This window comes from Vibrio sp. Y20_XG_PY13, from assembly GCF_024181925.1.
GTDB classification, from domain to species: Bacteria; Pseudomonadota; Gammaproteobacteria; order Enterobacterales; family Vibrionaceae; genus Vibrio; species Vibrio parahaemolyticus.
The window spans coordinates 1,102,101-1,127,313 of record NZ_JAMZAL010000001.1 but is presented as its reverse complement, the minus strand read 5'-3'; the positions used below and the strand labels follow the sequence as shown (position 1 = coordinate 1,127,313).

Genomic DNA, 25,213 nt, shown 5'->3' with positions numbered 1-25,213 from the left:
CAAACGAAATTTAAGAAGAAGGATAATGGTGCCGAGAGAGGGACTCGAACCCTCACACCTAAGGCACTAGCACCTCATGCTAGCGTGTCTACCAATTTCACCATCTCGGCATCATGATGCTCTGCATACACAGAGGCCTCAAAAAGAAGCACTCCAAATTGTATAACCAAACTCCATCTGTTGGCGAGAGTAAAATTGCTCATTTTTGGTGTTTCACGTTTGATTGCGTATTTATTGGCCGTTTTTGATCTTTTTACCATAAAGAACCGTCCCAATGCCCTTACTTTTCCTACCAGTATGGCTGCAAAATAGCAAGTTTGCATAAATTTTGAACGCTTGAACGTTTGCGTCAATAAATGTGATGAATATCTCGTTCGCTTGGCTATACTTGCGTCCCGTTTAAGCGGGAATTAGGGTTTAGTTGTTCAGGACCCTTACCCATACAAGCCGTCACAAGGAGCAGGTCGAGTTATAAACTCACCAGCAGTGAATGACCCCACGGACCGGACCAGCTAAGTTCAATTGCTTGTATAAGGTAAAAATTAAGATGTCGAACTATCCGTTCAGTCTACATTCTGGATCTACGAGTGCTTTGCCACTCGGTACGTTGTCCCTTTCTTCTGCCAATTCCTTTGGTTCTCTTTTCTTTTTCAACGTTCAGTAGGTCCGACTCATGATTAGTTTATTTGGTATTGTTGCACTACTAGGTTGTGCTTTCCTACTGTCTGAGAGCCGTTCATCCATCAATTGGAAAACAGTGTCTCGCGCTTTGTTACTTCAGTTGGGCTTTGCCGCTCTGGTGCTTTATTTCCCGATGGGACAAGCCGCACTAGCGAGTTTAAGTAATGGCGTTGCCGGGTTATTAAGCTTTGCTGATGAAGGGATTCGATTCCTTTTTGGTGATCTCGCTTCTACTGGTTTCATCTTCGCTGTTCGCGTCCTTCCTATCATCATTTTCTTCAGCGCTCTTATCTCTGCCCTTTACTACTTGGGCATCATGCAAAAAGTAATTCAATTTATCGGCGGCGCTATCCAGAAATTCTTGGGTACCAGTAAAGCGGAATCACTCGTTGCAACGGGTAATATCTTCCTATCTCAAGGTGAGTCACCACTTCTTATTCGTCCGTTCCTATCAAACATGACTCGTTCTGAGCTATTTGCAGTAATGGCTGGTGGTATGGCATCGGTAGCGGGCAGTGTGCTTGGCGGCTATGCCGGCTTGGGTGTAGAGCTGAAATACCTTATCGCTGCGAGCTTCATGGCAGCTCCTGGTAGTTTACTAATGGCGAAAATCATCGTTCCTGAGCGTCAAACGCCAAGCGATTACAACAACATTGAGCTAGACAAATCAGAAGAAAGCAACGTTATCGATGCACTAGCAAGCGGTGCGATGGGCGGTATGAAAGTCGCAGTGGCTGTCGGTACTATGCTGATTGCTTTTGTGAGTGTGATTGCGATGGTGAACACAGGCCTAGAAAACCTAGGTGAAATGTTTGGTTTTGCTGGTGTAACACTGCAAGCGATTTTGGGTTACCTATTTGCACCGCTAGCATGGTTGATTGGTGTGCCAAGCCACGAGATCCTAGCGGCTGGTTCTTACATTGGTCAGAAAGTTGTAATGAACGAATTTGTGGCGTTTATCGACTTCGTACAGCACAAAGCGACACTGTCTGAGCACACTCAAGTGATCATCACATTCGCTCTATGTGGTTTCGCGAACATCGGTTCGATTGCGATTCAGCTAGGTTCTATCGGTGTGATGGCACCTGAACGTCGTAAAGATGTAGCAAGCATGGGTCTTAAAGCGGTAGCGGCTGGTACGCTAGCGAACCTAATGAGCGCATGTCTAGCAGGTATCTTTATCTCGCTTTAATATGATTGAGCAATAAATGAAAACCCGCCGATGTGGCGGTTTTTTTTATGGTGTTGGGAAAGCTGTGTGAGTCAGTGCAAGAGCATTCCCGAACCATGTTTATTCGATGTTATTTGGGGGATTTAGGTACTAACCCATAAGGGATCGATTTGAATGCTTTCGGGTGCGCTTGATATGTTGGTGCCTTGTGCACACCTTTCCAATCTAAAAGCATAATCGCGAGCACATTGCGATGTTCCCCATACTTTAGATCAAAGTCACCATCAACGGATGGAATCATCCCTTGTTCGGTGCTGATGGCATCTCGAATCGCTTGGCGTGTTTTCTCAACGACGGGATCGTGGTCAAGGCCAGCCAGTAAAAATGAAATACCTACTTCGGCAATGATGTCTTCTTTTGCTCGCAATAAAATCGTGTCGATGTTGTCGCGGAAGTAATCATAAATCCATTGATGATCCGCTTCATTCACGCGCTTTTGATAATACTGAGAGTCGGCAAAGATGATGTGTGTCATGCCATAGATTTTGTTGCCGTATTGCTGAGCAGAGAGCTTTTTATCATTGTCGTCGGGGTAGGTCGCTCGGAATGCTTCAATGAACGCGTTCACCACATCTTGTTCACCCAGTTGACGCAGCCAATAGACCTGATTTGCCAACTGCGCCGCCCATGCTTCAATCATCTCTTTATCGGTGGCGTAGCGAGTAAAATCGTAACGACGAATGATTTCTCGCAGTGTTTTATCTTGTTGGTGCTTTAAGCCGTACTCATCTGCTCTCGCCATCGCGCCCAGTAAATCGACGCCAAGATACAAATACTCAGGGTGATGTTTTGTTACGGTATAACGACGTTGGCTGCGTTCGTCCTCTTTTTCTTGGTAGCGAGTAAGCCGCTCAGAGGAATATAAAATGATGTCTTCTGGTTTGACGACGTCATTCGCGAAGCGATTCAATCGGCTTGCGACTTGAGCCATGTCTGTCCAAATGGTTGCGTAGTATTTTTCATCTAAGGTTTGGCGGAACATACGCAGCCCAAAGTGGCCTTCCTTAAAAGGAGGAAGCGTGAATAACTCACGTTCGTATGTGTCGCGAATCAGCTGTGCTGATTGAGAGTAATTAAGTGCAGGCACCTCTTCTTGAGATGCCTGAACATTCAAGATAAGTGAGCAAGAGAGCAAGACCGCCAAGCTGATAGGTTTGATACGCATAAATCCATTCCCTGATATAACCTGGATGTAAACTTATCATCAATGTTTGTTAAGAATGTAAAACCTGAGTCAATAGTTCAAAATATGTCTAAAAGTCAGGTTGATACGTTCTCCTTTTGGTTTGGCTGTTTTGGGAACGCAGTGTCTCCAATGGTGCTGAAGCTCCCCAGCCATGATCAATAATGCGCCGTGGCCGAGCTCATATTCTATTTGAGTTTTACAATGTAAATTTCGTAGCACAAATCGGCGCGTATCACCTAAGTTCAACGAGGCGATCACCGGATTTCTGCCCAGCTCTGGTTCATTATCTTGGTGCCATCCCATTGAATCCTGACCGTTGCGATACAGATTCGCCAATACAGAGTTGAACGGGGTGTTGGCAAGGCTTTCACAGCGAGCCTTGAGTGATAACAGCTCAGACGTCCAAGGGTGAGGTGCCATGGTTAAGCCCGAATAGGTGTAAGGCGCATCGCCATGCCAAGTCTGCAAACGAGGTTGAAGTACCGATTTCCCGAAAATGGTTATGCGTTCTTGTTGCCAAGGCAAGGTACTCCTAAGCGTTGAAAAGTACGTATCCGCTTCTTGCTGAGAAAGAAAGTTTGGCTGATAAAAGAGCTTGCCTTGGCGTACCTCTTGCCAATCCGTACTTTCAAATAAATCGCCTTGTCCTTGCATCCCGTTGCCTATTTAAACCACAAAAATTTCAGATAATTATTACCTTTGCAAAGGCTATTGGTTATTCTTGTAGATAATAAGAATTTTAACAATAAAAGAATAATTCTCGTAGTAACGGACGAGCTAGTGGGGAGCTAATGCGTTATTCACCCAGAAAGCAGTGCTATTTTGCACTGTTCTTTTTCGCTTCTGTTGCCTTGTGTGTTGGTGTTATTGAGCTGTTGCATCAGAATCAGCAAGACCTTCAGCAAGAGCGCGTGCAAGTTGAAGCCAAAGAACAACTGTCTATCCTCCGCTCCAATTTGGAAGCGGTACTCATGGCTGATATTTACAAAGCCAGCACATTAGCGACGCTAATCACTTTGCTGCCAAATAGCGAAGAAGAGGAGCTAAGCATTGCCGCCGATCGTATTCTCAACAAAAGTAAGCACATCACGGTCATCGGTATTGCGGAAAATGATGTAATTAGCCATATATTCCCAACTCAAGGCAACGAGCGCGTCCTTGGTCTGGATTACCGTAAAGTACCAGCGCAATGGGTACAAGTTCAAAAAGCCAAAGATATTCAAGAGATTTTCATCGCGGGGCCGGTGTCGCTTGTTCAAGGTGGGCGAGGGCTTATTGTACGCGTGCCAGTATTTCGAGACCCACCAATCAACAAAGAGTATTGGGGGGTGATCAGCGCCGTGGTGGATTTTGATGGTTTAATGCGAGAAACCGGCGTATTCGACTTCTCATACCATTATCCTTTAACGATACGCGGTTATGACAGCGGCGGCGAATATGGGGATATGTTCTTTGGTGATCCTAATCAAACGGGCAAATTGTACGCCAAAGAGCATGTGCACTTCCCTTATGGTGGCTGGAGCATGGCGGCCTACGCGGGTGGGCAGCTTGAGCAACAAATTTCGTGGTTTGAGCTGAACATCGTCAGAATCATTGGCTATCCCATTCTTATTGCTCTGAGTATTGCGTTGATCGTGATTTACCGTTTGTACATCATCGCCGACGACCGTGCGCTGCATGATGAACTGACGCATTTGCCCAATCGCCGTTACTTTATGCAGTCATACAAGCAGCAGTTTGAAATCGCTAAGCGCTATAAAAAACGTTACAGCTTTGCGTTGATCAATATAGATCTAGACCGATTCAAACACATCAATGATACCTTCGGCCATGACGCGGGTGACAAGGTGTTGATTGCCACCGCAGAGCGCATCAAAAGCAGCTTGAGACGTTCAGACATGGTCGCGCGAATGGGCGGTGACGAGTTTTTAGTGGTTGTACACAATTTGGGAATGGAAGAGCACGTGCAGAAGTTACTGCAAAAGCTCAGGTTGGCGTTGTGTTCGACGCCCGTTATTTATGACGAAGAGCTGATCTACCTACGCGTGAGTATTGGTTACGCCATCTTCGATCCGCAAATGACTTCTCCAGAACAAATGATGAAAATCGCCGACGAACGGATGTATCAACAAAAACACGGTGGATAAAAAAACAAAGCCCAGATTGATTCTGGGCTTTGTTGTATTTACAGAATGAGAAAGATAGGGAAGGCAGAAAACTGCGTCCCCAAGAATTCTCTATGCCAATTTGAAAGCACTTAGTTGATGTTTTAGCTCCATCGCTTCAGCTTGGTAACCGGAAACAATCTGGTTCAAGTCATCAGCGTGCTGACCCGTTTTGTGCGCGATGCTCGCCAATACGTCGATATCTTGGTCGATGGCTTCACATGCTTTAGATTGCTCAATGGTCGAGTGCGTAATGGTGCTGATGTGATTGTTCACGTGTTCGATGCTGCTTTCGAGTAAAGACACACTCTCATTCACTTGTTGCACGGATTCAAACGTGTCGTCACTGGCTTGTTTGCTCTTCGCCATGCTTTCTACTGAGAAACGGGTTTTCTCGCCAATTTGGTCCAACAGTTTGCTGATGTTCTCGGTAGCTTCTTGGCTGCGCTGCGCCAAATCACGCACTTCAGAAGAGACAACCGCGAAGCCGCGACCATGTTCGCCCGCACGAGCGGCTTCAATTGCTGCGTTAAGGGCTAATAAGTTGGTTTGTTCAGAAACGCTGTTGATGGTCTCGACTATTTGGCCAATGCTCTGCGTGTCGTTCGCCAATTCTGCCATGCATTGTTCAGTGGCGTTGATCTGCTCCAACAAGCTTTGCACGGAGCGGTAAGACAATTCACTTTGGGTCTGGCAGTCGACCACTTTGTTATTCATGGTTGTGGTGTCACCCATTGCGCGCTCTGCGGACTGAGCGATTTCCACACTCGATTGTGCGAGTTCAGTCATCGCGGTTGCGATGTTGTCGCACTTAGCGATGGTAGAGCGGCTACTGCTATCAAGATCCTGCGCAGATTCAACAATGTTTTGTAGTCGATTTGAGCTCTCGTTATTGGTCTTAGTGACGTCAAACAGCAGCTTTCTGAAGTTAGAGATCAAGGCATTAATGCTGTTCGAGATGGAAGCGATTTCATCTTTGCCGCGAGAATCGAGTTCAACCGTCATATCATGGTGCTCAGACATACTGCGCAGGGTTTGTTTTAGGCGACCAACGCGGCTTCGTAGGCTTGCAACCAAACCCCACACCATCATGATCATAAGCAGAGAAATCACAGCAGTCGCAGCCATCAACAAGTTGCGATTTAACGTGGCTTGCTGCGCGGAATGTTCTGCTGCACTGAGCATCTGATCAACCATTTGGTTACGCAACTGGTTCATTAGACCGATGCGCTCTGTTGCCATAGGAAACCATTCAGTTGCTTGAGGCCCCTGAATGCTGTCTAGGTTGGCACTCTGGTTAAGGAAGGATTGCTGTACTTGTTCAACCTTCTTCCACGCAGGACTGTTTTGGTGCGATTGCAATGACTGTCGATATTGTTCTGGGAACGCAATTTGCGCTTTTCTTGATGCGTAATCACCCGATTGGATGTATCCCTCAATGTTGGAGAACAAAACAGATGTGGCGCTTCCTTTCGCAAATACCCCATTAAGTGCGCCGCGTGCTTGGCCTGCACGCTCTTTCATCACGATCACAGAGATCAACGCATCGCCAAGTGTACCTAGCTCTCGGCTTTGAGTCTGTGCAATCAAAACGTCAATGTTGTCGATGATGAGCTGATTCAGATTGGAGTAATAACCAAAAGGTGCGATTTGAGGCGAAAGGCGGTCGACCCCTTGTCGAACCTGATTGAGTCGATTGAGCTGCACTTGGACATCTTGGAGTAAGTCGTAGCTATCGCTGCTGCTAATTAATGGCGTGTTAAGTTGAACCAATGAATTGATCGCGTCATCGACTTTTTTTCTTTGCTGAGCCAGCTTTTGCACGATTTCAGTTTTGCCTTGGCTACCCAGTACGCCGGCTGTTAGTCCACGTTCGACGGCGAGATTATGCGCTAGGTTGTCGTAGTGGGTGATTAAGGTCACTAGCTGCTGATCTTTCAGGGCTTGGTGGGACTGAGTGTTTAAATTGATGGTGTGCTGAACCGCAAGAAAAATAGCAAGTAATAATGGGACGCCTGCAACAACACTGACCATGATATAGAGGGGAAACTGACGAACGAACGCAAACATAGAGCTCTCCTAGGTACCAACCGTGAAATCCATTTACTGAGGTATTTTTCCTCATTAATTAGCAGTATAGGGTAAAAATATGAAAGCTAATGGATAATCATAAAGTAGTAGTTGGTTTTTTGCTGAGAAAGTGATTAGTAGCAATGTAACAAGTGGCATATTTGCATGTTATTGCATTTTGCAAATGCAATTTGCGAAAGTGCTGGTTAATAATGCGTCGATATGCACCTGGATCTATTAAAAAATGGCTTTTTTAAAGTTGGCACGCATCGTGCTTTATCTAGAGTGACCCTTATTAAGCCGAGGGTCACCTAGCCAACTGACGTTGTTAGTGAATACACATTGTTCACAAGTATATACCGCCAATCACCTTTCTTGTGATTGGCGTTTTTTCTTTCTAGAGACCGATAATATTCACATTGTCACCCGTCTCGTCCGCTTCCCCGCATTTGCTGTAACAGCTTGGTTGTCTTGGACATACCGCCCCTCTTGAACAAATCAATCTTGCTTGGCTTTGAATACCACGTTCTATCCAATTGATATTTAAGATTTTAGCGATCGTAGTTAAGTCTTTTTTGATATGAGGCGGAATAACACTGCTTCCGCCGGAAGCGACACAGAGAGACTTCAACTCTTCCGCTATGGAAACCGCATCGCCACCTTGTGCTGAAATCGCAGGGTTTAAATCTATCCCCGCGCACAACACTCGGTTGTTCCCCGCCGGGTCAAATACGTTGACCGATTCGCAGCAATAAATGCGTGGCTCGTCACCCGCATTCAAAATCGAGATTTGTGCAGAGCTCGTATCTAAAGGTTGGGATAGGCGTCTGAATACCGCCCAGTGTTGGCATGGGTCATTCACTTTGCGCATGTTGCCCCAAGGTAATGGGATGCCATTCCCTCGATACACGGCTTTAAGCTTGCCCGGCCCGTACGCGTCGAAATAGTGCCAATGGGGATATGGTGACACAACGGTCATGCGGCGCATCGCAACGGATGGCGAAACGCCTGCTTTTTTATGAACATCAATTTCGTAACCGGAGCGGTCGAGCAACTGACGAAATGGCACTTTAGGGCAAAGCAGAGCTCCTGCAAAAAAGCTGGACTCAAAGTCTCGCCAAGCTTGCAGAATGTCTTGCGAATTTAGCTCAGAGTTCGACACGGGGCTGTCCATTTGTTCCCAGTTATTCTGATGTCCGATGGAGAGCACGTTATTCATCGCGTCGCTGCTGTGCAATACGCGGTGGCCAATGTATACCGATAAGTCGTATTTTAAACGGGTAGGATAGTCGCGCATCCGTTTGTTGAGATAAATGGTGCCTGGTGGTTCCATGAATGACGTAATCAATTGCTTGGCGTTGACGCCCAATTCATCGATGACATCTTGAGGTGCTCGGTCAACCCAGCGGATATCCAAGCCCATACTTTTGGCAATGTCGATCAAATCCTCAACCGACAAATTAAGGCGCTTCAATCCCACTTCTTCGGCGGCACGTTCTAAATCAGGAAAATGGTTTTGATGGTTCTCTTGGTGCGCGCGGATCAGCAAGTGAGCAAATTGACGACCTGTGATCCCGGTTTGAGACAGCATTTCTGGAATAGCAATCTGAAGAATGTCATTGGAAAACAGGAAGCTCGGTTCTAGCGCCATGCCATTAATCCCGCCTCGATTCCCTTTGTTGGGGGTAATGGCTTCTAATTCGGGCTCATCATCTAAAAACCACGCTGGATCTTTTTGAAAAACTTCTGCGATTACCTCGAGCATATCGATACTCGGGACGCGTTTTCCGCGCTCAATCATCGAAAGGTAAGAAACCGACGGCGCGTACTCAGGATTAATCCTTACACAACGAGCAGACAAATCTTCCATCGTTAAATGATTGTTTTTTCTTAGGTTACGAATTTTCGTACCAAGAAAATGGGACTGACGAATAAGGCTTTTTGACACAGACATTTTGTAAAATTCACATTGTAAAATTTTTGTTGTGAAATTGTAGTCAATATTTCGCTAGTCTACATAATGAGCAGGCAAGGAAATTAACCATCAACTTCACAGAATTGCCTGAAACTTAAATAAAGGATTTAAGTTTTTACTCTAGGACGAGTTTTTAAGTGCGAGGATATGACGATGAATATGCTGAACTTCGATAAAAAAGAGATGCAACAACAACAACGCCCATTTATCGCTGAAGCCGTATTTGCCGTCGAAGCGGTAAGTGCTGAGCAGCAGAGTGAGAAACAAGTAAAAGCGAAGCAACTACTAGACCGCATGTTCCCATTGGAGAACGGGTCGCACCAAGATGTATCAAGTTACGTGATTGATTACCGCCATGTTTTGGCTTATTTCAAAGACGGTACACACAGCGGCCTGAAAAGCCCAAAACACTTCGTGGCGTACACTGGTGAAAAGGAAGACCCAAAATCGATCTTGTTCAAAGATGATTCAGGCAACCACGTAGAAGTGCTGTTTGGTTGCCATAAAGGCACAGGTTGTGTGGAGTTGATGGATATCGATGACATCCAATTGGAAACCCGCATTACGTTCAATCCAGAGCTGACTGGCAATGCGCCAACCGCGATGCGTCATTGGATTAGTCTTATTAAAGGCGACAAGAAAGGCAAACCGATGGCGTGTAGCGAAGACAAAGAGTACACCGCAAAAAATGGTGACGACTATGTTCTTAGCTACTGCTACAGCATTGATTAATCAAATATAAGCCCAAGTAGCCTAACGTGTTGAAGTGCTTTGGGTATGTAGGACGAGAAAGTAGAAACCCCGCGCTAAACAGTGCGGGGTTTCTTTATTTGTTCTAACCGTCTTTACTGTATTCTCAGAGAGGTTAGCTTAGATAGGCATCACTCGGTTTCGACCGAGCTGTTTTGCTTCATAAAGCTGTTTATCGGCTTTGTTGACCAATGAATCTACGGTGTCACCAACTTCGAACTCTGCCACACCAAAAGAAGCGGTAATGCTATGAACTTGTGTGCCCGAGCGTTTATCACGAACACGCAGCTTTTCAATCATGCGGCGCAGGGTATCTGCATATTGGCGGGCGATTCGTAGGGATTTGTTTGGCACAATTAACGCAAATTCTTCGCCGCCGAAGCGGTATGCACTCACGCCATCGCGACAGCTCTGTTGCAGTCGACGCGCGATCGCTTTCAATACTGTGTCACCAAAAAGGTGCCCATAGTTATCGTTAAACGCTTTAAAGTGGTCGATATCCAGCAAGATGAGAGTCATCGCCTGATTAGCGTTAATCAGCATGCTCAAATCAGTATCAAAGGCACGACGATTGTAAAGATTAGAGAGTCCATCAAACAGCGCGTCTTTTTGTACTTCGGCTAATTGATTCTTCAAACGAGAAATTTCTTCACTCGCATTGGTGAGTTGACGGTTTAAGAATTTAGTTGAGTGGCGAATCTCATGAGATTCAGCAACGAGTTGGCGGATCACCACCATCACTTCTTCGATGCTCAAGCTGTTGTCTTCAACTTTTTCTAATTTGTTGAAGCTTTTATCGACCATCGCAGAGAAAGAAGAGGTATCTGACAAAGTATCACTCATGGAGCTCGACACTTCATGTAATAGTACTTCTACGTTGGTTTTGAGATCTTCTAAACTGGTTTCTGCTCTACTGGCCACGTAGTTGTTGTAAAGCTGTTTGTTCGCTGCTGGTGGACAAATACCGTAGTGTTCTAACACTTCGTCCATCTCAAAATTGAGTTCTGGAATGGTTTTGTCTACGTAGGTATACCAAAGCGCGTAGTTTGCGGGGGTGGCAGCTACATGATTTTTGATCATTAGTGGCACCGCTTTTTTTAAGTTAGCGGTCGATTTCTTAAACTCGTCAGTCATTTCTGCGATGTTACTAGCAAAATGGAATTGGATTTAGATTACCGGATATTAACTAATATCGCTTTAATTTTTATCATTTTTGCTTGGTTTATATAAAAAAATGAGCAAATAGCGGTGATATTCATAAATCTGAAATTTGATTTTATAAAATCACGGTTTAAAAAGTGAACGATTGAGGGTGGGAATACGATTTGGCTCTTATGTTCACGATTCATGCAAAGAGCATGGAAAGCGCTGTAGTTAGTAAGAACGGATGATCCGCTCGCGATGCCGAGCGTAAAACAAATCAGTACATTTAGCTCCTCGCCTAAGGACGTTTTTTGAAAAAGAAAATAGGGCTTTACTGGTTTACCTTTGACTTAAGACTTCACGATAACTCGCTATTGGTTGATGCCTCATCTTTTCTGGATGAATTGGTTTGCTTGTATTGTCGCCCTTCAGTAACTCCTTTTCTCCATCATTTTGCTCAGGAGGCAACGCTCGGACGAGCTAGGCAGAAATTTATCGATGCGTCTTTGTGCGAACTGAATGACGCACTCGGCCAGTTAGGTCAGCGACTTTGGGCGCTAGATATATCCCCGTATCAAGCCCTCAAATATGCCATTCAATATTTGAGTGTCACTCATCTTTATTCAGACGCAATGGCTGGTTCGGATGAACAGAGCATATTGCACAAGCTGCAAGATGAATATCCACACCTTGTCATTGTTCAGCACGCTGTACGCAGTTTGTTCGACGAAAGCAAGCTGCCGTTTACATTGTCTGATCTGCCCGAGACTTTTACTCAGTTTAGAAAGTGCGTTGAAGGGATAGAAATCACCCACCCAATAGATGCGCCGAGCCGCCTACCACCAATACCAAAAGGCGCTCAACTGCCAACTTTATCCTCTTCTCACTTTGATGAGTCTGCGCAGTTTTCTGGCGGAGAACGGAGTGGTCTTGCGCATTGTCGGCGTTACTTTTCTTCTGGCTTGGCAAGCTCATATAAAGAGACGCGCAACGGACTCGACGGGATGGCGTATTCCACCAAATTTTCACCTTGGCTTGCGCTTGGTTGTGTGTCGCCAAGAATGATTTATGCCATGCTCAAACAGTATGAACAAACCCAAGGGGCGAATGATTCGACTTACTGGATTTACTTTGAATTGTTGTGGCGCGAATATTTTTATTGGTACGCAAGGTGTTATCAACAAAGGCTGTTTCAGTTTGGTGGTATTCGCAACCAACCGCCGTTAACCAGTTTTTATGCGCATCGTTTTCAGCAGTGGAAAAATGGCACCACACCGTATCCCATCGTCAACGCGTGTATGCACCAACTGAATCACACTGGTTATATGTCTAACCGTGGTCGCCAGTTGGTTGCAAGTTGCCTTGTTCATGAACTGGGGCTGGACTGGCGGTATGGCGCGGCCTACTTTGAAACGCAGTTGATTGACTACGATGTCGGCTCGAATTGGGGAAACTGGCAATATTTAGCGGGAGTAGGGGCAGATCCGAGAGGCTCTCGTCAGTTTAATTTGGAGAAGCAGACACAAATGTACGACCCAAATCATGAGTTCATTGAACGATGGCAAGGGCGTGACAGCCGAGCGCAGCAAGACGTTGTCGATATGGTCGACTGGCCAATCACAACGCAGCAAGAAAATGGAGATAAATAAATGCGTTATGACACGGTGCGATTGATTCTCGGCGACCAACTCAACAGCGAGCATTCTTGGTTTCAGCAAGCGGATGATACCGTGCTTTACTTGATCGCTGAGCTCAAGCAAGAAAATACTTACGTTACGCATCACATTCAAAAGGTGTGCGCCTTCTTCTCCGCGATGGCTATGTTTGCTCAAGAGAAGCAAGAAGAAGGGCATCATGTTCTGCATCTAACTTTGGATGACACTGCCGCTTTTGATGATCTTGACCAAGTATTGCAGCACTACGTTCGTGAAGTAGGGGCAAGCAAATTTGAGTATCAACGGCCTGATGAATATCGACTGTTGGAACAACTGACCAAGTTGAAATTAGAAGGTGTTGTCAAACGTTGCGTCGATACCGAGCATTTTTTACTGCCTTTTGCAGAAATAGAACAGCAGTTCCCGCAAGGCAAACACGTCATGATGGAGCACTTTTACCGACGGATGCGCAAGCGCTTTGATATTTTGATGCAAGACGGTAAGCCAGTGGGTGAAAAGTGGAATTACGATGCCAACAACCGTAATAAACTGAAAGTGAAAGATATCGAGCAATTACCCAAACCGCTAATGTTTAGCCTGAATGTTGACGAGATTGTAGAGCGACTAACGCGACACAAGATCTCGACCATCGGTTCACTAAATGGTGATTTGTTATGGCCAGTGAATCGCGCTCAAAGCCTATCTTTGCTCGCGCATTTTTGTCAGGTTTGTCTCCCTCATTTTGGTCGGTTTCAAGATGCGATGACGGCGGAGCACGAATCCAAATGGAGTTTGTATCACAGTCGTTTGTCGTTCTCGATGAACAGTAAGTTACTGCACCCCAAAGAGGTAATCGATGCTGCACTTAGTGCATACCAATCTAACAAACACATCGATATTGCGCAGGTAGAAGGATTCGTTCGTCAGATCTTAGGTTGGCGGGAATTCATTCGGGGTGTGTACTGGGCGAATATGCCGCAGTATCCGCAGAAAAATGAGCTCGAAGCATCACGTGATTTACCCGACTACTTTTGGACAGGAAAAACCAAGATGGCTTGTATGCGCAATGCAATAGGCCAGTCTCTCGATTATGCCTACGCCCATCATATTCAGCGTTTGATGGTGACGGGCAACTTTTGTTTGCTCACCGAGATGAATCCTGACCAAGTAGATGCTTGGTATCTAGGCATTTATGTCGATGCGATTGAGTGGGTAGAAATGCCCAATACACGCGGTATGGCATTGTTTGCCGATGGTGGCATTGTTGGCACTAAGCCTTATGCCGCAAGCGGGTCGTACATCAACAAAATGAGCGATTACTGTAAAGGTTGCCACTATGACAACAAGGCGCGCAGTGGTGAAGGCTCTTGTCCGTTTAATAGTCTTTATTGGCGATTTATGGACAAGCATGAAAAGCGACTCGCTACCAATCCACGCATCGGCATGATTTTCCGGTCTTGGGACAATATGGAAGCTTCGCAGCGCCAAGCGATTCTTGAGACGGCTGAACGCTATATCACGGATTTGGAGCATTTGTGATGAACATTTTGATCGTCGGTGGAAACGGAGGGATTGGTTTGGCGATGGTCAAAGAAGCACTAGTGCGCTTTCCGCTGGCACAAGTTCACGCGACCTATCGGCGCACAAAACCCGATTATGAACATTCAGCCTTGATTTGGCACCAGGTCGATGTCACGGATGAAACGCAGGTTAAAAATTTGAGTCAAGCGGTTAACAGTATTGATTGGGTTATCAACTGTGCCGGTATGTTGCATACGTCAAACAGAGGTCCGGAGAAAAATCTCAGCATGGTGGAGCCTGACTTTTTTCTGCAAAACATCGCCGTTAACACCTTGCCAAGCATGTTGCTCGCTAAGTATTTCACGCCACTTTTAAAGCGCAGTGGTGCACCGAAATTTGCGGTTGTATCGGCCAAAGTTGGCAGCATTAGCGACAATCGTCTTGGCGGTTGGTACAGCTATCGAGCCTCGAAAGCCGCGCTGAATATGTTTCTCAAAACCATGTCGATTGAATGGCAACGCACGCTTAAAAATGGCGTGGTCTTGGCATTGCATCCGGGCACGACCGATACCGCGTTGTCTGAACCGTTTCAAGCGAATGTCCCTGAGAGCAAGTTGTTTACGCCAGAGCGCGTTGCCAGTGATTTAATGGGGCAGATAGCAAAAGCCGCCCCGCAAGATAGCGGGGCGTTTTTGACGTATGATGGTGAGCGTCTGCCTTGGTAAGCGTTACGGTTTTTTCTCAGGTTTGCTGCGTCGGCAGCGTTCAGAGCAATAAATCACTGTCTCCCAATTTCGCGCCCATTTCTTGCGCCATGAAAAAGGTCGCTCACAGACGGGGCACAGCTTTGTTGGTAAGTGCGATTTAAAGCCTTTCATCATACTAATTCTCAAACGCTAACCAGTCCTCATTATTGTTCAAACAAGAACAAATAGTCGCCGTAACCCAATTGTGCCATTTTGCTTACTGGCACAAACTTCATCGCTGCCGAATTCATGCAGTAACGCAGCCCGGTTGGTTTTGGGCCGTCGGTAAATACGTGCCCTAGGTGAGAATCACCAAACTTACTGCGAACTTCTGTTCTAGGGTAAATCAACTTGTAATCGGTTTTTTCGACGATGTAACCTGGGTTGATTGGCTTAGTGAAACTTGGCCACCCCGTACCCGATTTGTACTTGTCGGTAGAAGAAAACAACGGCTCACCAGTTACGATGTCGACGTAAATACCGGCTTCTTTATTGTCCCAATATTCGTTGTCAAACGGGCGCTCGGTACCTTCTTCTTGCGTTACGTAGTATTGCAACTCAGTCAACGTAGACTTGATCTTCGATTGAGACGGCTTGTTGTATGCTTTTACCTTCGACAGCAGCTTTTTCTCATCGATAAGCTGACGCAGTGTTTTCGGATGTTCTTTGCGATCGTCACCAAACACTTCATCCAAGTATTTGTCTCGACCGGATGCGTAACGATAGTACTTGTACTTTAGGCTGCTCTTTTTGTAGTAATCCTGATGGTACTCTTCCGCTGGATAGAATGTCTCAAACTTGATCAACTCAGTTTTAAGCGGTTTTGGATAAACTTTTGCATTGTCGATTTCCATCATAAACTGCTCTGCGATCTGCTTTTGCTCTGCGTTGTGGTAGAAAATAGCAGGTCGATACTGTGGACCTCGGTCGACAAACGATCCTTTATCGTCGGTTGGGTCAATGTGGCGGAAAAAGTAATCGAGTACTTGTTCGTAATTCACCACTTTCGGGTCGTATTTCACTTCGATGGATTCAATGTGTCCGGTTTTTCCAGAGGATACTTGGCGATAGGTTGGGTTTTTCACGTGCCCGCCGGAGTAGCCAGACACCACATCCAAGACGCCAGGAAGCTGTTCTAAGTCCGATTCCGTACACCAAAAACAGCCGCCAGCCAGTGTGGCGATTTCTGCATTCTCTAAAGCCTTCATCTTATCCATTGTATCGGCGGTGCCTGTTTTACTCAAAAGTAGAAAAAAGACAGGAAGTGCGAAAGAGAATCCGACCAATAACTTAGATATTTTCTTCATAGCTACCTCAACGTTGTTTTCCGTAGAAAGTGTGACTGAAATAAAAAGTGCTACGTAAATAGAAAGGCAACAGAGCGAAAAAATTACAGCGATTTTTAAAATTCCGTTGCCCTTTTTGATAAGAAAGATACAGTATCGGCACGAAATACACCGCTCAATCGGGCAAAAGTTACACCCAACGAGCGATGCCAAAATGAGGTAAACCATGCAAGCAGAAGTTAAATGGGTCGAAGATTTTAAATTCCTCGGTCAATCGCAGTCCGGTCACTCAATCGTGATGGATGGTAACGGTGGTGCAACGGCACCAAGCCCAATGGAAATGGTGCTAATGGCCGCTGGTGGTTGTAGCTCTGTGGATGTTGTGGATGGTTTAAAAAGCGCAGGCCAAAAGGTGGTATCTGTTAACGCTAAGCTAACCACTGAGCGTCGTGAAACCGCGCCGCGTATCTTTACGCAAGTGAATATCCACTTTGAAGTGTCAGGTGACGAGCTTGACCCAGAAGTCGTAGCAAAAGTGGCGGCTGACTCGCTAGAAAAATACTGCTCGGTTTGCCTAATGCTTGGCAAAGGTGTCGAAATGACACACAGCTGGGAAATCGTGTAAATCGATACCCTCCGCAGAATGAAAAAATAGCAAAATAGGAAAGAGAAAAGTGCAGGCTTTTCTCTTTTTTTCTTGTGCAATTCGCGTACTGTGTGTTTGGTCTGAAGTAGTAGGAATTTTCCAATGACCGAACTAGAAAAAATGATGTCCGGCCAAGTATTTGATGGCATGGACAAAGAAATTGACGCCATTCGAACTCAAGCCACTCTTGCCCTGCGCGCCTTCAATAACAACACTGACGAAAGTAAGCGCGACGAATTGCAAAAACAGCTGTTTGGCAAAGCGGGTCTTTGTATTGTTCAAGCCCCTTTCCATTGCGAATTCGGTAAAACCATCGAAATCGGCGAAGAGACCTTTATCAACATGAATGTGGTCATGCTCGATGGTGCCAAAATTACCATCGGGAACCACGTGCTCATTGGCCCGAGCGTGCAATTGTATACCGCTTCTCATTCTGTTGATTACCGAAGTCGCCGACGTTGGGAAACGTTTTGTAAACCCATCACGATTGAAGATGATGTGTGGATTGGCGGTAACTCCGTCATTAACCAAGGTGTGACGATAGGTGCTCGCTCAGTCATTGCGGCGAATTCAGTCGTTAACCATGATGTGCCGCCAGATTGTCTATACGGAGGCACACCAGCGACGTTAATTCGTCGTCTCAACGAAGAAGAGTAAGAATCGATAGTGATGGCATGATGACTCGCTTTACAGGCGTATGAGAATCATGCCATCAGAAAGGGATAATTCGTCAAGGAGTCTAAGATGTCGAACAAGACAGAAGTCCTCATGTGCCCTACATGTGGGGTAGAAACGCATCATGTCGTGGTGTTAGTTAGAAAAAAAAGTGGCTATGAAGGCGATAAAAATCGCAACAAGAAAGAGTTCATCGCTGGCTTTCTCAAAAGTGTAGTATTCGGCGCCTTCCTTGCTTCTATGGATGAATTTGAACGTCACTTGATCTGCGAAAACTGTGGTCATAAAACCATTCAACAGTAACTGATAGTCTTTCTTTCTCTGCATAAGTTCATAAGTGCGGTTTGAAGCACTGGTTATTCAAATCGCATTATCCTCTTTTAGTGCTTTTGCTCTTCTTATGTTCCTCTCTCAAAAATGAGTCACATTAGTACGCATTTTAACCGCTTGGATGCAGGTAACTCACTGCTATGTATAATAAATTTGGGTGGGAAATACGTGTTTCAGCTCGATGTTTAACCTCTGTTCTATCGACACGTTTTGAGTCAGTAAACACTTAAATTTCGTTTACTTTATGTTGTACGCGGTGCGATTGTGTGAAATTGGTCACATTAATGTTTAATTTATGAAAAAATAATTAATGAATAGTAATTCACAAATATGCTGACCGTATGTGCTATTTAGTTTTGACTTATCTTTTGAATATTCACTTGGTGAATGTTTTGTTGTTTTTAGATTGACTGAAAGTTTGATTTTCTATTCAAACTTGTGAAAGGTTGAATCGATATATTAGAAAACATGAATTTGATCTTGTTTCTATCTTTTGTTTTAAATGCGAAATTCATTATTAACAACGGATGGTTTTGATGATTTCTCTTATGTGTATCCCACCAATTTTAGAAATTGAAAATTAAACTTTCTCAATACAATAACGACTAAAATTAAACGGAATGATGTTCTTATATTTTTATTGTATTTTAACTTATACATTTTGACTCATTCATTTTAACTGTTTTTGTTGATTTTAAGTTGTTGATAATAATTGTCTTTTAACTTTTGTTTTAATGGTGTTGCTTTGCTGCTTCTTTAATGTTGTGGTGTGTGGCTTTATTTATAAAAAGTCATTTTAAAGTACGTTTTTAAGCAAAGTAGAACGTGACAATACTCAGATAAATAGTATTAAAAAATTAAATAAGGATTTAACCATAAGAGTAATTTTATGGTTGATAGGTTTATTGGGGTTGATTATCTGAATTTTTATGGAATTTCATCCCAATAATCTGTTTGTCTTTAAGTTTATTCTAATGAACTTAATTCTCATGGAAGTTTCAAAACATGCAGCACACAACAAAGTGGATGATGACGCCGCTTGCAATGTTGTTGGGTACGCTGTTTTCAGCGCCATCATTCGCGGTGGAAACGAGTGTAATTGATAGCACTAGCACGCCTGAATCTACACAAAATGAAGGAGATACGTCCTGTATTGTTTGTAAGTTTAGTGGGGCCGTTTACCTATCTTACGATACAAACATTTACGATAAAGACGACTACCGTTCTGTCCGCAATTTCTCGTGGGGAGGCGATCTCGTTTATTCCTTTTCGAGCGACACAAAAGCCTATTTTTCTACGGGGGGCTATCGTGCCCTAGAAGATGAAGTAGGCACCTACGCGACAGATTCGGTGTTGGGCTTGCAATACACGAACCTATATCGCTTTGGAGATACAGGGAAAATCGGCGTTGCGGGTCAGCTCACCATTCCAACTTCAGAAACATCTCGTAAAGATGAACTGCACACCGCGGTTCGTTTAGATGTGCCGATCTCTTTTTCAGCTTGGAGCGTCGATTTTTCGGTTTCGCCAAGACTGAGAAAAAATTTCCACGAATACAAAACCATGGGTGGACGCTCGCTGACTGAGTGGACTTACTCGTTGTTTGCTGTTGCGGAAAAGTCGTGGGAATCGTTCGCAGTGGGGATCACGGCGTTAGGTGGTAACAGCATCAGTTATCAAGGTACGCGCAGAAGCAGTTGGCAGTATGAGGGGGCGTTGTACGGCACATACGAGTTTGATGAAAGCTGGTCATTGCTACTCGCGGCGTCATCAACGGGTTTCTATCAAGATGCAGAGCGAGGCACCTTGGGCAACATCGATTTGTTGGACCAAGAGAAAGCGTCTTACATCGCGACAGTGACTTACTCCTTCTAGGAAAATAACAACAATTAAGGATATCCAAATAATGTTTAAAAAATTGACTCTGGTGTCAGCAATAACGGCCGCACTTGCAGGCTGTGGCGCAGATGATCAGGCGTATGACTATGTCGAAAGAGATGCAAAAGAAGTCGCAGTAAAAGACCTTAAAGACGGTCGTTGGTTTTACGTTCCGACGACTGGTGCCGCGCCACGCTTTGCTCTGAACCAATTCCCATTCTTGCAAGGCTCACCTCGTTACGTTGAGCTTTGTTTTACCAAAGAAGGTCTGGAAGTTCGCAGTTACGATAAAAACTACCCAGACGCGCATCTAAGCAAAGATGCTAATAACTACTGCGGTGAAGAGAAATTTGTCGCAGACGACGACGGCGTTAACTTCGCGCAAGTGCTGACGATTCCGGGTGACTTTGCGGCGTATCGCTGTCAAGAAGACGCGCATGGTGATTGCACCAACAAAGAAGAAACCAACGAAGACGCAAGCCTAAACTACAAGAAGAAAACCCACTTCACTCCTCGCCCTGAAGATCTCGAAATTGCAGAATTCAATATGGAAGATCTGTATGGCATTACCGAGGGCATTGATGAAATTGGCGCACCACGATTGATCTCGTGGGACTTTGACCCTAAAAACGGTCTTCTCAATTTCGAACTAGAGCGCACGTTCCGTATCGATTTAGATAATATTTCTGACTACATCAACTTTGCAACGAAAGCGAGCTTGGATGAAGCGCTTGTGGATGGCGCGTTTAAATCTCGTTTCTACTACTCGTTAGTGCACGAAAGTGAAGTGGCAACCGAAGGTTACCAACCGATCTTGTACCCAGTGGGTGATGAGAACGACATTGGTTTCTTCACCACGTCGACGAAAAAGCTTAACCCAGTCACGAATAAATACGACCGTGATGTGGTTTACCTCAATCGTTTCAACCCAGATCAAGGCTCTATCAAATATTACTTGAGCGACAATTTCTTTGAAGAGAAGAACAAGTTGTTCTTGGATGCAACGCTGCAATCGATCGACAAGATGAACCAAGCGCTGAATGTATTTGGGGCGGATGCAGGCAAGCCTGAAATCGAGATTGTGAACAAAACCAAAGCGGCTGGTATTCACCCAGGTGATCTGCGTTACAACGTGATTAACCTGATTGACGAGCCTCTAGCGAACGGTCTGCTTGGCTACGGCCCGTCAGTTTCCAACCCGATGACGGGGGAAATCATCAAAGGCCACGTGAACCAATACGCAGGCGTTGCAAGAACGGGTGTACCTTTCTATTGGGATAACTTGGCGCGTTTCTATAATCGTAATCAACTGGACTTAGATGGCTTAGATCCATTGCCAAGCAGCAGCGAATCTGTGAAAACAGAAGTCGCGGATAGAATTGAAGCGCTTTCTACAATGGCGGCGATGGCGAGCCTGAAATCGGATGAAAACATTCATGCGCCGCTCGTTTCAAAAGAAGACATCGTTTCTGGAAAAGCAGCGACGAAGAGCCCAACTCAGCTAATGAAAAACTTCAATGATGACATGGAGTTTGAAAAGGTGGTTGAAGCTGAAGAGAACCGTTTGTCTTTCTGGGCAGAGAACAACGTCTATCCAATCGAAGCGTCGTGGGTTTCTTCAACCAACAAGGCCATGTTGGACAACTTGAAGTTGGATGACGAGCGTTACTTTGAGATCAAACTTGATGACGCCGGTCACGAAGTATCGCGTCAGCTTAAGCGTTGGAAATACCTGCCAAAAGAGTTGCAAGTGAAAGCCGCAGATGCGATTACGGTTGCGACTTACAGCAATACGCTTGTTCACGAGCTTGGTCATAACATGGGTCTGCGCCATAACTTTAAAGGCTCAAATGACAAAGCGAACTACTACACGCTAGAGCAAGCGCATCAACTTGGTTTGAACAACATTCCTGCTTACAGTTCGACGATGGACTACGCACCAAGCATGTTGGATGAAACGCCAACTTGGGGTCTGTACGATATTGCGGCGTTTAAGTTTGGTTACGGTCGTAAAGTCGAGACGATTCAAGATTCTTCAGGTTCAGCTCCTGCATCTGTTGCGAAACCGGCAGACAGTGCGAGCGATGAAGACAAAGCGGCATACGCTCGTTACCTCGCTGATCAGCAAGCCTACCAACAAAGCTTTGCATACAAGTTTGGCAACAATCCAGACAACACATCGCTGATGGTTTGTTCTGAAGTGAAGGCACTAACGGGGAACGAGAAAGGCAAATCACTCTACAACTGTGACTTCAGCCGATTCGATACCGCCGCGTTGTCTGATGATCCAGAACTGAATGCGAAAACTCGTTATGGCGCACTTTACTACCTAGATAAAGTGAATGAAATTGAGCGTAAGTCTTACGATTTCTGTACCGATGGGAACGTTTCTCTAAACAGCGACTGTAACCGTTTTGACGAAGGTACAAACCTAGAAGAAATTGTTTCTTACGAGTGGCAGAACTATCTCGATAGCTATGATCGACGCAACTTGGAGTTATATGGGACGACGGGATTATTCTCGTCCGATTATCCTGGTTACTTAGTGCGCCGTTATATGGAAATGAGCGCTATCCGTGACAAGATGGAAGATCTTGAGCGCATCGATAACCTGTACACCAATCTTGGTTACACTTCGTCAACGGATAAGCCGGGTGATTTCTTATTGCGCATTGCTTCAAACCCTCAATACTGTAGCGAAGGCAAAGCCGATAACTCATGGTTCTGTGATTACGCGAATGGGGCGAAAAAATCCGCGGCGTTCTTCCTTGATATCTTGCGCACACCAGAGCATCAATGTGTGATAGAAAATGCGGCAGACAACCAAGAAGTGATTTCTTTTGGTCAACTGTTAGACAACAACTCACACCAAATTCCGGCTGATTACGATCTTTCAACAGCCAGCTGTTTTGATGATTTGGCAGCACGCTTTATCGAAGATTCAGATGAGGGCTATATAGCTGTTGCGGAAACTGCGAATGGACGCTTCCTAAACTCAATTGGTAGCTTTGACCCGGATTACCCTTGGTCAAATGCGGTGTCTGTGTTGGGTAACTGGCCAGACAAAGCGCTTGCGAGCCACTTCTTAGCACGTCGATTCTCGAACCGTTTTACCGATGAGGTGAGCTTTGCATCGCTGCTTGATATCCCTGGGGTGCAAGCTGAATACGAAGACATCATGGGCAACATCGTGGCAAATGATGCGTTAAATACGCCAGTTAAATTGGTGGGTAAAGACGGTAAGGAATACACCAATCTAAAAGGTGTTACCGTGAACCTACACATCACTGAGCAAATGGAGTCCCTACCACCAATGCCTCGTGGTATTGCAAGATTCCTTGATATTGGTGCAGAAGGCCGCGGACGTGTTGGCGATGTCATCTTGAGAATGGGTGTGCGCCAAATGAAGTCTTACGACTACACAGTGAAGACTCGTGGTCAATCTCAGTTTGATACGTTTACGAAGCAGCAAGACCGCTACGGTATTATTGCGGGTGACAAGGTTGAGTTTGTTATCGACGGCGAGAAGTTTGTGGCAACAAAAGCAAACAAGCTGGCTTACGACTACGCAAATCAACTGGTGACGTCCAAAGGTTACGATCTAAAAACGTACCTAGATAGCTATGAGCCTGCAACACTAAACAAGGTCGCAGAGAGCATCGATAGCGCTTGGGGGCCATTCCGAACAGCGATTGTCCCAGCGTTCCACGATCCTGTATTGCTGCTGGATGCGCCAATGGTCAACGCAATGAAGCGAACCATTGATGCGGATATCGCGGCAGGTGTGCTGTCGTTTAGCCAGTCTTTCATCAACTTTACGACAGCGAATGTGACTTCGGGTGATTTGGTCATCGATGCAACTTCGGGCACATTGAGCTACAAAGGTGGTAAAGCGCACGATGAGCTGAAAGCGTTCGAAGCTTACACAGATGCGATGCTTTTGATTTACAACGATCACACCGAAGACATGATGTTCGCGGTCGACAATGTGTACGCAGGGTACATGGCGTCTTCAGATGCTGACAAAGAACTTTGGCTGAAAGATCTCAATATGATTCAAGCGTATTTACGTGGTGATATCGGCGCTGTGGCTGGTGATTACTACAAGATGCTTGATCGCCTACCAACGGCAGTGAGTTTCCAGTAAATAACTCTTAATTCACTCATACAAAGGCCTGCAGCAATGCAGGCCTTTTTCGTCATAGGATTGATGGAATTTAGGAGTGAAAGATGATCTGTCCGTCTTTTGTCATCACAAGTGTCGCTTTGCTTTGTTCGATAAGTTGGGCAGCATAAGAAGGGTAACGGCCTGCATATCACCTTTAGATCGAAGAGTTAAAGACTCCCACGCTTGATCTCGATATTTCCCTGCTTGGGTGTATTGAATCAGTACTTTCATAGCTTCACGCTCCGGTGTGGTTGACGTGCTACTTAAGTTAATGATCTTAGGTTGGTTGCGCATCTGTTAAAAATGAAACATTAGTTTAACCAAATGTGCCTTTCCAAATATCGCGCATTGAGCAGAGCAATTTAGAATCCTTGTGATGGAAGGATGAAGAACACTCAATCTTTCGATTCATACTGCGCAATATAATGTTTGAGAGATTTGGTTTCCGCACTCTGAAACTCTTCATCGTGCATACGCAGTGCTTGGATACGGTCGAGGCGGAACTGGCGGTAGTCATCGCGCAATTCGCACCAGGCGACCAGCGTCCAGACTTTGCCCCAAAAGAACTGGCCTAACGGTTGGATTTTTCTTTCGGTCACTTGTCCGCTTTCATCTTGGTAATCCAAACTGACCTTAAACTGATGATCAATCGCGTGGCGCAGAAGCTGCCCTCGTTTGGCAGTCTCGGATTGGGTGTGATAATCGGGCACAATCAGCGGACAATCTTCCACTTGTTGTTTGAGCTTATCGGGCAATACCGAAAGTATTTTGGTGGACGCAGAGTGAGACGCTTCGGCAAGTTCGGCATCCGACCAGGCTCGAACCATCCGCATACCCAGTTCAAGCGCCATCATCTCTTTTTCTGAGAACATCAAAGGCGGCAGATGAGAGCCAGCTTGCAACAGGTAGCCGACACCTGCTTCACCTTGAATCGGAACACCAGAACTGAGTAACGACTGAATATCGCGATAAATCGTACGTTCGCTAACTTCCATTCTTTCTGCGAGCTCTTTCGCTGTCACGGCGTAACGCTTTGCGCGCAGAAGCGTCAGTAGCTCAAACAGTCGTTCTGATTTGCTCATGATGTTCCTTATCTAGACCTACTGG

The 25,213-nt window shown here is 45.4% G+C and carries 19 protein-coding genes, 1 tRNA gene and 1 pseudogene; 11 read left to right on the top strand and 10 right to left on the bottom strand.

All coding sequences use genetic code 11. The annotated features are described in order from the left end of the window. Positions 1 to 26 precede the first annotated feature (26 nt). Positions 27 to 110 (bottom strand) — tRNA-Leu (locus NL646_RS04960). A 563-nt stretch (positions 111 to 673) separates the two neighbouring features. Between NL646_RS04960 and NL646_RS04955 the strand changes: the two genes are divergently transcribed. After that, complete coding sequence (locus NL646_RS04955; RefSeq protein WP_253663922.1) at positions 674 to 1,873, top strand: NupC/NupG family nucleoside CNT transporter; 1,200 nt, start codon at positions 674 to 676, stop codon at positions 1,871 to 1,873. A gap of 109 nt (positions 1,874 to 1,982) precedes the next feature. Here NL646_RS04955 and NL646_RS04950 read toward each other — a convergent pair whose 3' ends face one another. Then, entirely contained in the window at positions 1,983 to 3,077 is a 1,095-nt protein-coding gene (locus NL646_RS04950; RefSeq protein ID WP_025442470.1) for a DUF3541 domain-containing protein, read from the bottom strand. Positions 3,078 to 3,146: 69 nt separating this feature from the next. Then, positions 3,147 to 3,752, bottom strand: a complete 606-nt coding sequence (locus NL646_RS04945) for an alpha-ketoglutarate-dependent dioxygenase AlkB (RefSeq protein WP_140098686.1) — start codon at positions 3,750 to 3,752, stop codon at positions 3,147 to 3,149. Between the two features lie 137 nt (positions 3,753 to 3,889). Here NL646_RS04945 and NL646_RS04940 point away from each other — a divergent pair, with 137 nt between their 5' ends. Next, entirely contained in the window at positions 3,890 to 5,245 is a 1,356-nt protein-coding gene (locus tag NL646_RS04940; RefSeq protein ID WP_253663921.1) for a diguanylate cyclase, read from the top strand. A gap of 90 nt (positions 5,246 to 5,335) precedes the next feature. On the opposite strand, the gene NL646_RS04935 is transcribed toward NL646_RS04940, so the two are convergent. Together NL646_RS04935 and NL646_RS04930 are read right to left on the bottom strand one after the other, a co-directional pair. Continuing rightward, entirely contained in the window at positions 5,336 to 7,333 is a 1,998-nt protein-coding gene (locus NL646_RS04935) for a methyl-accepting chemotaxis protein (RefSeq protein ID WP_253663920.1), read from the bottom strand. 397 nt (positions 7,334 to 7,730) lie between these two features. After that, positions 7,731 to 9,287 carry a DUF3612 domain-containing protein gene (locus NL646_RS04930; protein WP_253663919.1) on the bottom strand — a complete coding sequence of 519 codons (1,557 nt, stop codon included), beginning with the start codon at positions 9,285 to 9,287 and terminating at the stop codon, positions 7,731 to 7,733. A 174-nt stretch (positions 9,288 to 9,461) separates the two neighbouring features. On the opposite strand from NL646_RS04930, the gene NL646_RS04925 reads away from it, so the two are divergent. Then, positions 9,462 to 10,040: a malate synthase gene (locus NL646_RS04925; protein ID WP_005484284.1), complete on the top strand. Its 579-nt coding sequence runs from the start codon at positions 9,462 to 9,464 to the stop codon at positions 10,038 to 10,040. 138 nt (positions 10,041 to 10,178) lie between these two features. On the opposite strand, the gene NL646_RS04920 is transcribed toward NL646_RS04925, so the two are convergent. Next, complete coding sequence (locus tag NL646_RS04920) at positions 10,179 to 11,192, bottom strand: GGDEF domain-containing protein (RefSeq protein ID WP_015312837.1); 1,014 nt, start codon at positions 11,190 to 11,192, stop codon at positions 10,179 to 10,181. Positions 11,193 to 11,512: 320 nt separating this feature from the next. On the opposite strand from NL646_RS04920, the gene NL646_RS04915 reads away from it, so the two are divergent. From NL646_RS04915 to NL646_RS04905, 3 genes are read left to right on the top strand one after another with little or no spacing between them, the layout of a single operon-like run. Continuing rightward, the gene (locus NL646_RS04915) at positions 11,513 to 12,850 is read left to right on the top strand and encodes a DASH family cryptochrome (RefSeq protein ID WP_238815115.1); all 1,338 of its coding nucleotides are present in this window, start codon (positions 11,513 to 11,515) and stop codon (positions 12,848 to 12,850) included. Then, on the top strand, positions 12,851 to 14,395 hold the full coding sequence (locus tag NL646_RS04910) for a cryptochrome/photolyase family protein (RefSeq protein ID WP_238815116.1): 1,545 nt from the start codon (positions 12,851 to 12,853) through the stop codon (positions 14,393 to 14,395). Beyond that, entirely contained in the window at positions 14,395 to 15,102 is a 708-nt protein-coding gene (locus NL646_RS04905) for an SDR family oxidoreductase (RefSeq protein ID WP_253663918.1), read from the top strand. Before NL646_RS04910 ends, NL646_RS04905 begins: the two co-directional genes overlap by 1 nt. A gap of 3 nt (positions 15,103 to 15,105) precedes the next feature. On the opposite strand, the gene NL646_RS04900 is transcribed toward NL646_RS04905, so the two are convergent. Then, positions 15,106 to 15,255: a DUF2256 domain-containing protein gene (locus tag NL646_RS04900; RefSeq protein ID WP_071653083.1), complete on the bottom strand. Its 150-nt coding sequence runs from the start codon at positions 15,253 to 15,255 to the stop codon at positions 15,106 to 15,108. A gap of 32 nt (positions 15,256 to 15,287) precedes the next feature. Beyond that, positions 15,288 to 16,430 (bottom strand): peptide-methionine (R)-S-oxide reductase MsrB, encoded by a 1,143-nt coding sequence (gene msrB, locus NL646_RS04895; RefSeq protein ID WP_253663917.1) that lies wholly within the window; start codon positions 16,428 to 16,430, stop codon positions 15,288 to 15,290. A 205-nt stretch (positions 16,431 to 16,635) separates the two neighbouring features. Between msrB and NL646_RS04890 the strand changes: the two genes are divergently transcribed. The 5 genes from NL646_RS04890 (at position 16,636) to NL646_RS04870 (ending at position 24,085) form a co-directional block, all read left to right on the top strand. Continuing rightward, complete coding sequence (locus NL646_RS04890) at positions 16,636 to 17,034, top strand: OsmC family protein (protein ID WP_005459319.1); 399 nt, start codon at positions 16,636 to 16,638, stop codon at positions 17,032 to 17,034. Between the two features lie 123 nt (positions 17,035 to 17,157). Beyond that, entirely contained in the window at positions 17,158 to 17,712 is a 555-nt protein-coding gene (locus NL646_RS04885) for a sugar O-acetyltransferase (RefSeq protein WP_253663916.1), read from the top strand. Between the two features lie 87 nt (positions 17,713 to 17,799). Further along, the gene (locus NL646_RS04880; protein WP_005497910.1) at positions 17,800 to 18,033 is read left to right on the top strand and encodes a hypothetical protein; all 234 of its coding nucleotides are present in this window, start codon (positions 17,800 to 17,802) and stop codon (positions 18,031 to 18,033) included. A 1,032-nt stretch (positions 18,034 to 19,065) separates the two neighbouring features. Further along, positions 19,066 to 19,935 carry a hypothetical protein gene (locus tag NL646_RS04875; protein WP_005479976.1) on the top strand — a complete coding sequence of 290 codons (870 nt, stop codon included), beginning with the start codon at positions 19,066 to 19,068 and terminating at the stop codon, positions 19,933 to 19,935. Positions 19,936 to 19,966: 31 nt separating this feature from the next. After that, complete coding sequence (locus NL646_RS04870; protein WP_253663915.1) at positions 19,967 to 24,085, top strand: M66 family metalloprotease; 4,119 nt, start codon at positions 19,967 to 19,969, stop codon at positions 24,083 to 24,085. A 70-nt stretch (positions 24,086 to 24,155) separates the two neighbouring features. On the opposite strand, the pseudogene NL646_RS04865 reads toward NL646_RS04870, so the two are convergent. Then, a pseudogene (locus NL646_RS04865) lies at positions 24,156 to 24,337 on the bottom strand (hypothetical protein). A gap of 164 nt (positions 24,338 to 24,501) precedes the next feature. Beyond that, complete coding sequence (locus NL646_RS04860) at positions 24,502 to 25,188, bottom strand: YafY family protein (RefSeq protein WP_005497912.1); 687 nt, start codon at positions 25,186 to 25,188, stop codon at positions 24,502 to 24,504. Positions 25,189 to 25,213: the final 25 nt, after the last annotated feature.

Coding starts and splice junctions, on each gene's coding strand:
- NL646_RS04905 (WP_253663918.1), top strand. CDS start 14,395: ATGAACATTTTGATCGTCGGTGGAAACGGAGGGATTGGTTTGGCGATG.
- NL646_RS04935 (WP_253663920.1), bottom strand. CDS start 7,333: ATGTTTGCGTTCGTTCGTCAGTTTCCCCTCTATATCATGGTCAGTGTT.
- NL646_RS04875 (WP_005479976.1), top strand. CDS start 19,066: ATGCAGCACACAACAAAGTGGATGATGACGCCGCTTGCAATGTTGTTG.
- NL646_RS04885 (WP_253663916.1), top strand. CDS start 17,158: ATGACCGAACTAGAAAAAATGATGTCCGGCCAAGTATTTGATGGCATG.
- NL646_RS04900 (WP_071653083.1), bottom strand. CDS start 15,255: ATGAAAGGCTTTAAATCGCACTTACCAACAAAGCTGTGCCCCGTCTGT.
- NL646_RS04945 (WP_140098686.1), bottom strand. CDS start 3,752: ATGCAAGGACAAGGCGATTTATTTGAAAGTACGGATTGGCAAGAGGTA.
- NL646_RS04860 (WP_005497912.1), bottom strand. CDS start 25,188: ATGAGCAAATCAGAACGACTGTTTGAGCTACTGACGCTTCTGCGCGCA.
- NL646_RS04870 (WP_253663915.1), top strand. CDS start 19,967: ATGTTTAAAAAATTGACTCTGGTGTCAGCAATAACGGCCGCACTTGCA.
- NL646_RS04955 (WP_253663922.1), top strand. CDS start 674: ATGATTAGTTTATTTGGTATTGTTGCACTACTAGGTTGTGCTTTCCTA.
- NL646_RS04890 (WP_005459319.1), top strand. CDS start 16,636: ATGCAAGCAGAAGTTAAATGGGTCGAAGATTTTAAATTCCTCGGTCAA.
- msrB (WP_253663917.1), bottom strand. CDS start 16,430: ATGAAGAAAATATCTAAGTTATTGGTCGGATTCTCTTTCGCACTTCCT.
- NL646_RS04950 (WP_025442470.1), bottom strand. CDS start 3,077: ATGCGTATCAAACCTATCAGCTTGGCGGTCTTGCTCTCTTGCTCACTT.
- NL646_RS04910 (WP_238815116.1), top strand. CDS start 12,851: ATGCGTTATGACACGGTGCGATTGATTCTCGGCGACCAACTCAACAGC.
- NL646_RS04920 (WP_015312837.1), bottom strand. CDS start 11,192: ATGACTGACGAGTTTAAGAAATCGACCGCTAACTTAAAAAAAGCGGTG.
- NL646_RS04925 (WP_005484284.1), top strand. CDS start 9,462: ATGAATATGCTGAACTTCGATAAAAAAGAGATGCAACAACAACAACGC.
- NL646_RS04930 (WP_253663919.1), bottom strand. CDS start 9,287: ATGTCTGTGTCAAAAAGCCTTATTCGTCAGTCCCATTTTCTTGGTACG.
- NL646_RS04880 (WP_005497910.1), top strand. CDS start 17,800: ATGTCGAACAAGACAGAAGTCCTCATGTGCCCTACATGTGGGGTAGAA.
- NL646_RS04940 (WP_253663921.1), top strand. CDS start 3,890: ATGCGTTATTCACCCAGAAAGCAGTGCTATTTTGCACTGTTCTTTTTC.